Origin of the sequence: Streptomyces nymphaeiformis, assembly GCF_014203895.1 — a bacterium.
Lineage (GTDB): Bacteria > Actinomycetota > Actinomycetes > Streptomycetales > Streptomycetaceae > Streptomyces > Streptomyces nymphaeiformis.
The window spans coordinates 650,449-659,243 of the sequence record NZ_JACHJY010000004.1 but is presented as its reverse complement, the minus strand read 5'-3'; the positions used below and the strand labels follow the sequence as shown (position 1 = coordinate 659,243).

Genomic DNA, 8,795 nt, shown 5'->3' with positions numbered 1-8,795 from the left:
CCGGCTGTTGCTTATTCGGCGGAGCCGGCTGTTGCTTATTCGGCGGAGCCGGCTGTTGCTTATTCGGCGGAGCCGGCTGTTGCTTATTCGGCGGAGCCGGCTGTTGCTTATTCGGCGGAGCCGTACATGCGGTCGCCCGCGTCGCCCAGGCCCGGGACGATGTAGCCGTTCTCGTTGAGGCGCTCGTCGACCGAGGCCGTCACGACGGTCACCGGCGTGCCCGCGAGCTCGCGCTCCATGACCTCGACGCCCTCCGGAGCGGCGAGGAGCACGACCGCGGTCACGTCGTCGGCGCCGCGCTTGATCAGCTCCTGGATCGCCGCGACCAGCGTGCCGCCGGTCGCCAGCATCGGGTCCAGGACGTACACCTGGCGGCCCGAGAGGTCCTCCGGCATCCGCGTCGCGTAGGTCGACGCCTCCAGCGTCTCCTCGTTGCGGATCATGCCGAGGAAGCCGACCTCGGCCGTCGGGAGCAGCCGGACCATGCCGTCGAGCATGCCGAGCCCGGCGCGCAGGATCGGGACCACCAGCGGACGCGGGTGCGACAGCTTCACGCCGGTCGTGGGCGTGACGGGGGTCTCGATGTCGACCTGCTCGGTCCGCACGTCCCTGGTGGCCTCGTAGGCGAGCAGGGTGACCAGCTCGTCGGCGAGACGGCGGAAGGTCGCGGAGTCCGTGCGCTTGTCGCGCAGGGTGGTGAGCTTGTGGGCGACCAGGGGGTGGTCGACGACGTGGAGACGCATGACTCAACAGTAGCCCGCCGAGCACTGGCGTCGACCCACGGCGCCGGGGCAGAGTGGGGGCACAGGGACCCAGCGATGGGGTGGTGTGGCCGATGCCCGACCTGGAAGAACCGGCCGAGGAGGCCGCCGAGGGGGCGGTCCGCACGCCGGCACCGGAGACCGACGCGGAGCGCCGCAGGCGCCGCGCCCAGTTCCTCCGTGAGCTCAACGAGGCCAAGGCGCTGCGCGAGCGCGTGCAGCCGCGGCGCGCCCGGGCCGCCCGGATGCGCCAGGCCATGCGCATGCGGACCTTCCGCTGGTGAGGCCGTACGGGGAGCGGGGCAGCGCTAACCGGCCATGCGCCCCCCTCGTGCGCCGGGGTCGCACGCCCACCCGATCGCGGGGTCGTTCAGACTGATGCACGACGCAAGAGCCGAAGACCTCTCCTGACGGCGACGTTTCTGTCACGATGCCGATTGGGCGGGGCATCAGGCTCGCGCCGCCGGAACGTCACACCTCTGATCAGTGGGAGAGAGTCAGGTGTACTTCGCCGCACTGCTCGCGCGCACCGAAGACGGGTGGGAAGCGAGCGACACGGAGCTCGACGACGTGGAGACCCTGTCGGATCTGGCCGAGCTCGCCCGTGAGGCCTCGGACGACGACACGGTGATCGTCTTCATCGAGCAGGAGGACGCGTGGTTCGGGATCGTCCGGATCGAGGGTGAGGAAGACCCTCGCATCTACGTCTCGGACGGGGCCGCCGCCGCCCGTTCCTCGTACGGGGAGATGCTCACCCGGGAACTCCTCGGCGACGACCTGGACGACCTGGTCGACGACCTGGACGACCTGGACCTGGACGGCACCGAGGACGGGGAGCCGCTCGACGCCGACGCGGACGAGGACGACGAGGCGGGCTCCGTCGCCGCCGAGGCCGTCCCGGCCGCCCCGGTGGGCGACCGGCTGATCCTGGCCGACCTCGGGATGTCGGCGGAGGACCTGCTCGCCCTCGACACCGACGCGCTCTCGGAGATCGCGGACGCGCTGGGCGCAGCCGAGGTCCTGGAGGCCGTCCGCTAGTGGCAGCCGCGGCACCCGCACCCGAACCGACGACCGAACCGCCGGGCGATCCCGTGCGGGACCCCTGGCGGGACGTCATGCGGCTCGCTCTCGCCGAGGCCGATGCGGCCGCGCCGGCCGGTGACGTACCGGTCGGCGCGGTCGTGCTCGGCCCGGACGGCACGGTGATCGCCCGCGCGCACAACGAGCGGGAGGCCACCGGCGACCCCACCGCGCACGCCGAGGTGCTCGCCCTGCGCCGGGCGGCCGCGGCGACCGGCGAGTGGCGGCTGACGGGCTGCACGCTCGTCGTGACCCTGGAGCCGTGCGTGATGTGCGCCGGCGCACTCGTCCAGTCGCGCGTCGAGCGGGTGGTGTTCGGGGCGCTCGACGAGAAGGCGGGCGCGACCGGTTCGCTCTGGGACCTCGTACGGGACCGCCGGCTGAACCACCGCCCCGAGGTGATCCAGGGCGTCCTCGGCGAGGAGTGCGCGGCGCAGTTGACGGCCTTCTTCCGCAGCCGCTGACGCACCCGCCGACCCCTGCTCCGACCTGGTCTTCGATACGGATTTCATGCCAGGGCCAACTTCGGCTAAGCTCTCTCTCGGTAGCGTGTCCGAGCGGCCGAAGGAGCTCGCCTCGAAAGCGAGTGTGGCGCAAGTCACCGAGGGTTCAAATCCCTCCGCTACCGCTTCGATCGAAGGGCCCGGCGCATCAGCGCCGGGCCCTTCGGCGTATCCCCGTATCCCCGGTCCGTACGGGAAAGGCCCCGGTCGCGCTCGTCACGCGGCCGGGGCCTTCTCACGTAGGACGGGGGGAACGGCATCGGGGGGACAAGCCGCTCCCCCCGATGAGAACCGGTCCGACAAGTCCTGCGCCACGGTCAGGGGGGAAGCTCGCGGCGCGGACCCCGCAGTGCGGTCCGGTTCCTTCGAGTCCCGCGGATTCCTGCCAGATCCGCCGGGCTCGACATCCATACTGCTCTGCCGTCACCCTTCCGGGGGACGGCGAAAGGCCCGGATCTCCGGGCCCTTGGTCCATAAGGCCTCGGTTAGAGTGGCGCGGTCGTACGGCGGGGAACAGGGGAGGGCCGGACAGATGGCGCAGGCGAAGAAGATCGCGCTCTACGCGGTCGTGGTCTTTGTGCTGTACACGATCGTCAACTCCCCCGCCCGGGCCGCCGACCTGGTCCAGGTAGGGTTCGAGGGCATTTCCAGCGCCGCCCAGGGCGTCGGTCAGTTCATGACCGAGCTCGTGAACTAGGAGCCCACCGTGATCCGCCATCTGGTCCTCTTCAAGCTCAACGACGGCGTCTCGCGCGACGAGCCGCGCGTGGTCGCCGGCGTCGAGGCGTTCCGTGCGCTCGGCGGGCAGATTCCGGAGCTGAGGTTCTGGGAGTGCGACTGGAACATCACGGACCGGCCGATCGCGTACGACTTCGCCATCAACTCGGCCGTCGAGGACACGGACGCGCTCCAGCGCTACCTGGACCACCCCGCGCACCAGGACGGCGTCGCCCAGTGGCGCGAGTTCTCCACCTGGGTGATCGCGGACTACGCCTTTTAGTCCTCTCTTCACCCCGAGGCCCCCTGCCGTCGCGGCGGGGGGCCTTTTCCGTGCGTGACCTCCCCTTTTTCCGCCACCATGCCCTCAACACGTCAGTATGCGGTGCTTGCACACAGTGGACATGTCTTGTGATGCTATGACCGCTTTTGACGGATGAGTTGACCGTAGTTGACCCAGTTACCCAGTCGACCAGCAAGACCAGCCAAAGGGGTGGCGTGAACGTGCCGGCCAGTACAGCACCTCAGGTCCCGCCCCAGCACGAGGCGGCCGGGCCGGAGGCTCCGCGTCCGCGGCCCCAGAGCACGCGCGGCGCCGACACCCGGGCCCTCACCCAGGTGCTCTTCGGGGAGCTCAAGAACCTGGAGCCGGGCACCACCGAACACCACCGGGTGCGCGGGGCGCTCATCGAGGCCAACCTGCCCCTCGTGCGGTACGCGGCGGCCCGCTTCCGCTCCCGCAACGAGCCGATGGAGGACGTCGTCCAGGTCGGCACCATCGGCCTCATCAACGCGATCGACCGCTTCGACCCCGACCGGGGCGTCCAGTTCCCCACCTTCGCGATGCCCACCGTCGTCGGCGAGATCAAGCGGTACTTCCGCGACAACGTCAGGACCGTGCACGTGCCGCGCCGGCTGCACGAGCTCTGGGTCCAGGTGAACGGCGCCACCGAGGACCTGACGACCGCCCACGGCCGCTCCCCCACGACCGCGGAGATCGCCGAGCGGCTGCGGATCGGCGAGGACGAGGTGCTCGCCTGCATCGAGGCCGGCCGCTCGTACCACGCCACCTCCCTGGAGGCCGCGCAGGAGGGCGACGGGCTGCCCGGGCTGCTCGACCGGCTCGGCTACGAGGACCCCGCCCTGGCCGGCGTCGAGCACCGCGACCTCGTCCGGCACCTGCTCGTCCAGCTGCCCGAGCGCGAGCAGCGGATCCTGATGCTGCGCTACTACAGCAACCTGACCCAGTCTCAGATCAGCCAGGAGCTCGGCGTCTCCCAGATGCACGTGTCAAGACTCCTCGCCCGCAGCTTCGCCCGCTTGAGATCCGCAAACAGGATCGAGGCGTAACCGGAACGGGTAGACCGGTTCGGAGCAGTTCGACGGCGCCTCAAATGCCGTACACCCCTTGTTTCCTGCGGATATGTCACCTCGCCGTGTCGACAAGTCACTACAGCGTGTTGCCGACATGTGACATTCTGCTGGAACCGAGTTTGCCGCAGCCCCGCCGCCGGTATTCAGGTGGTGGCTGCGTTCCTCAGATGGTCGCGGCCACCGCGACCGTCCGCGACCTCAAGGGGGTGGCATGTCCACAGAACTGGGCAGCTCGAAGGTGCTCACGCTCACGCCCGTTCCCGTGCCCGTGCAGACGACCGCGCCGACCGCGACCGACAGCACGGAGACCGTGAACACCGCTGAGACCACCGAGACCGCGCCTCCGCCGATGCTCGTCTCCCCCGGCGCCCTCGACACCCGCACCCTCTCGCGCTCCCTCTTCCTGCGGCTGCGCGCCCTCGACGCCGAGGGCGCCGCCGCCGACAGCCCGGAGCGGACCTACGTCCGCGACACCCTCATCGAGCTCAACCTCCCGCTCGTGCGGTACGCGGCGGCCCGCTTCCGCTCCCGCAACGAGCCGATGGAGGACATCGTCCAGGTCGGCACCATCGGCCTGATCAAGGCGATCGACCGGTTCGACTGCGAACGGGGCGTGGAGTTCCCGACGTTCGCAATGCCGACCGTCGTCGGCGAGATCAAGCGCTTCTTCCGCGACACCTCGTGGTCGGTGCGGGTCCCGCGCCGCCTCCAGGAGCTGCGCCTCGCCCTCACCAAGGCCAGCGACGAGCTCGCGCAGAAGCTCGACCGCTCCCCCACCGTGCCCGAACTCGCCGCTGTGCTCGGGGTGTCGGAGGAGGACGTCGTCGACGGCCTCGCCGTCGGCAACGCGTACACCGCCTCTTCGCTCGACTCCCCCTCGCCCGAGGACGACGGCGGCGAGGGCTCGCTCGCGGACCGCCTCGGCTACGAGGACACCGCCCTCGAAGGCGTCGAGTACCGCGAGTCGCTCAAGCCGCTGCTCGCCAAACTCCCGCCCCGGGAGCGGCAGATCATCATGCTCCGCTTCTTCGCGAACATGACGCAGTCGCAGATCGGCGAGGAGGTCGGCATCTCCCAGATGCACGTCTCGCGGCTCCTCACCCGCACCCTCGCCCAGCTGCGCGAAGGCCTCATCTCGGACTGACTTCCGCAAAACCCCGCCCTGTTGACGCCACGTCAGCCAGACTGGGGCGCATGTGGCGCAGGAAGCCGGGACTCGTGGCGGTGGCGCTCTGCCTCGGCGGGGCGCTGACCGCGTGCGGCAGCGGAGGGGACGGCGAGGGGTACGCGGCGGTCGGCGCCGGCCCCTCCCCGAAGGGCGCGGTCGCCCCTTCGGGCGTGGTCACCCTGGTCCCCCTGGAGCCCTCGGAGAGCGGGACGACGTCCAGCACGTCCTCCCCGTCCCCGGGGCCGTCCGGGCTGCCCGGGGCGCCTCCCACGGGCCGGAACGGGGCTTCTCCGGGCCCGTCGGGGACCTCGGCGGCCGCCGGAACCCCCGACACCCCCGGATCCTCCCGCACGAACACGGGCACGGGGTCCGGTACGGCCCCGACGACCGCGCCCGGTCGCGGAGGCGGCGGCACCCCGCCCCGTACCCCCTCCACGACACCGGGACCCACGCCGCCCGGCACCGGCACCGGCACGCCCCCGACCCCACCCGCGCCGACCACCCCGCCCGGGCCCGCCGTGCTCACCGTCTCCACGCCCGGCCTCGCGGCCGGCGACCACCGCTGGTGCCAGCGGGTCACCGTGACCTTCCGCAACACCGGCGGCTCCCCCGCCACCTCGGGCACGGTCACGTTCGCGACCCACGTCATCGGCCTGCTCGGCACCGACTGGGGCACGTTCACCAGCAACCAGCCCCTTCCCGCGCCGATCGCCGCCGGGGCGGCGCGCACGCGGACGTACACCGTCTGCGTGGAGTCGTGGCGGGTCCCGCTGGGGATGACCGTCGACACCCGGCAGGTCACGGCGGCCTGGTCCTGACACGCGAACGGCCGGCCGGAGGATCCGGCCGGCCGTCATCCACGGACCTTCGGTCAGGGGACCTCTAGTCGGGGACGGGCGTGAACATCGTGCTCGGCTGGTACCAGTTGGTGCACTCGACGACGTGGGTGCCGACCGGCGTCGTCACGTCGGAACAGGTGCGCATCCAGTCGCTGCCGTAGGCCACGCTGCTGGTACCGACGAACGAGAAGGTGGTGCGCAGCTTCTTGCCGTACGGACCGGTCCAGCTGGTCGGGTTGGGGCCCGTGGCGGCCTTGTCGATCCACACGGCGTTCACCTTGCCGCCGTTGATGTCGAAGGCCATACCCGTCGCCTTCTTGTCCACGGCGCAGTAGTTCCAGATCAGGCGGGTCTCGGAGTAGGCGCGCCGGACGATCTGCTGACGGAAGCCTTCGAGCTCGCCGCCCGTGCCGCAGCCCGGCGGGAGGTCGGCCTGCGTCCGGGCGACCGGAGCGGCGGTCGCCGCGTTGGCCTGCACCGTCCCGACACCGAGCAGGCAGACGGCGGCCGCGGACGCGGCCAGCATGCGGTGAAGCATGTTTCACCCTTTCCATGTATATGGCTTGGTGGTACGTGCAACTGCCGTCTCATCCTTCTCGGGCCGCCGAGGACCGACCAGGCAGAAAGGGTGGCGGAACCGGACAAAGGCCGGGCCCCGGAATCACCGGGGTCAGAGCGCGGGGAAGCGCACCCCCGTCAGGCGCTCCGACTCCTCCCAGAGCCTGCGGCCCGTCCCGGGGTCGCCCGCCGCGTCCGAGAGGCGCACCCGGGTCGGGGCCCCGCGCAGCTCGCCCATGCCGTCCGGGCCGATGAACTCCCCGCCCACGACGGACGCGTCGGTCGCCGCGTACAGCTGGGGCAGCGCGCCCCGCTCCGGACGCTGGGCGAGCAGCGGATTGCCGACCCGTCCGAAGAACAGCTTCGCCAGACCGGAGGTGTCCTTCATCTGCAGGTTCGTGGCCGTGTAGCCGGGGTGGGCGAGCACGCTGCGGACCGGGCTCGCGGCCGCGGTCAGGCGGCGGTGCAGCTCCGCGCCGAAGACGGCGTTGGCGAACTTGGACTGGTTGTAGAAGCCCATGGGCGAGTAGCCGCGCTCGCCGCTCAGGTCGTCGAAGCGGAGGCTGCCCTGCCGGTGGTTGATCGAGCTGACCGTGACGACCCGGGGGGCCTTTCCGGCGGCGAGCAGGTCGAGCAGCAGGCCGGTGAGCGCGAAGTGGCCGAGGTGGTTGGCGGCGAACTGGATCTCGTGGCCCTGGGGCGAGAGCGTGCGGGGCGGCGCCATGACGCCCGCGTTGTTGACGAGCACGTCGAGGCGCGGCTGCTCCGCGCGCAGGCGGTCGGCGAAGGCGCGCACCGAGTCGAGGTCGGCGAGGTCGATCCGGCGTACGGCGAGGAGGCGCGCGTCGACGTCGAGGCCCTCGACGGCGCGGCGGCCCTTCTCCTCGTCCCGCACCGCGAGGATGACGCGCCCGCCCCGGCGGGCGAGCTCGCGGGTGGTGGCCAGGCCGAGGCCGCTGTTGGCCCCGGTGACGACGAAGACCCGTCCGGTCTGGTCCGGGATCAGGTCGGCGGTCCAGCGCTGCTTGTCAGTCATACGGCACACGTTGCCGTTCGTGTCACCGAGTGTCAAGCGTGTCCGTGAATGCCATGGGCGGCACCGCGTTACCATCGGACCGTGACCACCCTCGCCCAGCGCAAACGCCAGCTCGTCGCGACCGAGCTCACCGAGGCGGCACTCCAGCTGCTCGCCCTCCGGGGCTTCGACGCGGTGACCGTCGACGAGATCGCGACCACCGCCGGGGTCTCCAAGCGGACCTTCTTCCGGTACTTCGCGTCCAAGGAGGACGTGGTCGTCCAGTTCCTGGCCGGGATGGGTGCCGACATGCGCGCGGGGCTCGCCGCCCGGCCCGCCGGGGAGCGCCCCTCCGAGGCGCTGCTGCACACCGTCTCCGTACCGCTGGCCGCCTGCGGCGAGCACGCCGAGCGCGCCCTTCCGGTGGTCAGGCTGATCCTGCGGACGCCCGCGCTGCTCGCCCGCTTCCTCGAGCACCAGGCCCGGTGGCGCGAGGAGCTGACGGAGGAGCTGGCGGCCCGGCTCGGGCGCGACCCCGGGACCGACCTCTACCCCCGGCTCGCGGCGGGCATGGCGCTGGCCGCGTTCGACGCCGTACTGCACCGGTGGAGCGAGGGTGGCGACTCCGAGGCCGCCGAGGACCCGGCCGCGCTGATCGGGGAGGCCTTCGCGGTGCTCGCGCCCTCCCTGGACGCCATCGCGTAGAGCGGGCAGAAGAAGAGCGGGCAGAAGAAAGGTGGACCGGTCCGCTCACTGCGGAACCGGCCCACCACGACGGGG

12 protein-coding genes and 1 tRNA gene are annotated in these 8,795 nt (G+C 71.5%); 10 read left to right on the top strand and 3 right to left on the bottom strand.

Annotation, left to right across the window (positions count from 1 at the left end; all coding sequences use genetic code 11):
• Nucleotides 1–107: 107 nt before the first annotated feature.
• Nucleotides 108–743 (bottom strand): uracil phosphoribosyltransferase, encoded by a 636-nt coding sequence (gene upp, locus GGE06_RS17150; RefSeq protein ID WP_017240523.1) that lies wholly within the window; start codon nt 741–743, stop codon nt 108–110.
• Between the two features lie 92 nt (nt 744–835).
• Here upp and GGE06_RS17145 point away from each other — a divergent pair, with 92 nt between their 5' ends.
• The 9 genes from GGE06_RS17145 to GGE06_RS17105 all read left to right on the top strand — a co-directional run bounded on the left by GGE06_RS17145 (nt 836) and on the right by GGE06_RS17105 (nt 6,421).
• Nucleotides 836–1,045: a hypothetical protein gene (locus GGE06_RS17145; RefSeq protein WP_116165408.1), complete on the top strand. Its 210-nt coding sequence runs from the start codon at nt 836–838 to the stop codon at nt 1,043–1,045.
• 217 nt (nt 1,046–1,262) lie between these two features.
• Complete coding sequence (locus tag GGE06_RS17140) at nt 1,263–1,799, top strand: tRNA adenosine deaminase-associated protein (RefSeq protein ID WP_116159856.1); 537 nt, start codon at nt 1,263–1,265, stop codon at nt 1,797–1,799.
• Between the two features lie 77 nt (nt 1,800–1,876).
• Nucleotides 1,877–2,305, top strand: a complete 429-nt coding sequence (gene tadA, locus GGE06_RS17135; protein WP_221518243.1) for a tRNA adenosine(34) deaminase TadA — start codon at nt 1,877–1,879, stop codon at nt 2,303–2,305.
• 79 nt (nt 2,306–2,384) lie between these two features.
• Nucleotides 2,385–2,469: transfer RNA gene (locus tag GGE06_RS17130), tRNA-Ser, on the top strand.
• 407 nt (nt 2,470–2,876) lie between these two features.
• On the top strand, nt 2,877–3,041 hold the full coding sequence (locus tag GGE06_RS17125) for a hypothetical protein (RefSeq protein WP_181924568.1): 165 nt from the start codon (nt 2,877–2,879) through the stop codon (nt 3,039–3,041).
• Nucleotides 3,042–3,050: 9 nt separating this feature from the next.
• Nucleotides 3,051–3,344, top strand: coding sequence for a Dabb family protein (locus GGE06_RS17120; RefSeq protein WP_116159858.1), 294 nt, complete (start codon nt 3,051–3,053; stop codon nt 3,342–3,344).
• Nucleotides 3,345–3,565: 221 nt separating this feature from the next.
• Nucleotides 3,566–4,411 (top strand): RNA polymerase sigma factor SigF, encoded by an 846-nt coding sequence (locus tag GGE06_RS17115; protein ID WP_116165409.1) that lies wholly within the window; start codon nt 3,566–3,568, stop codon nt 4,409–4,411.
• Between the two features lie 235 nt (nt 4,412–4,646).
• Entirely contained in the window at nt 4,647–5,579 is a 933-nt protein-coding gene (locus GGE06_RS17110; RefSeq protein ID WP_116159859.1) for an RNA polymerase sigma factor SigF, read from the top strand.
• A 50-nt stretch (nt 5,580–5,629) separates the two neighbouring features.
• Nucleotides 5,630–6,421: a hypothetical protein gene (locus tag GGE06_RS17105; protein WP_221518131.1), complete on the top strand. Its 792-nt coding sequence runs from the start codon at nt 5,630–5,632 to the stop codon at nt 6,419–6,421.
• 64 nt (nt 6,422–6,485) lie between these two features.
• Here the strand turns inward: GGE06_RS17105 and GGE06_RS17100 are convergent, their stop codons facing one another.
• Nucleotides 6,486–6,968, bottom strand: a complete 483-nt coding sequence (locus GGE06_RS17100; protein WP_221518130.1) for a hypothetical protein — start codon at nt 6,966–6,968, stop codon at nt 6,486–6,488.
• Nucleotides 6,969–7,112: 144 nt separating this feature from the next.
• Nucleotides 7,113–8,036 (bottom strand): oxidoreductase, encoded by a 924-nt coding sequence (locus tag GGE06_RS17095; RefSeq protein ID WP_184931182.1) that lies wholly within the window; start codon nt 8,034–8,036, stop codon nt 7,113–7,115.
• Nucleotides 8,037–8,084: 48 nt separating this feature from the next.
• Between GGE06_RS17095 and GGE06_RS17090 the strand changes: the two genes are divergently transcribed.
• Nucleotides 8,085–8,720 (top strand): TetR family transcriptional regulator, encoded by a 636-nt coding sequence (locus GGE06_RS17090; RefSeq protein WP_116159862.1) that lies wholly within the window; start codon nt 8,085–8,087, stop codon nt 8,718–8,720.
• The last annotated feature ends 75 nt before the right edge of the window (nt 8,721–8,795 follow it).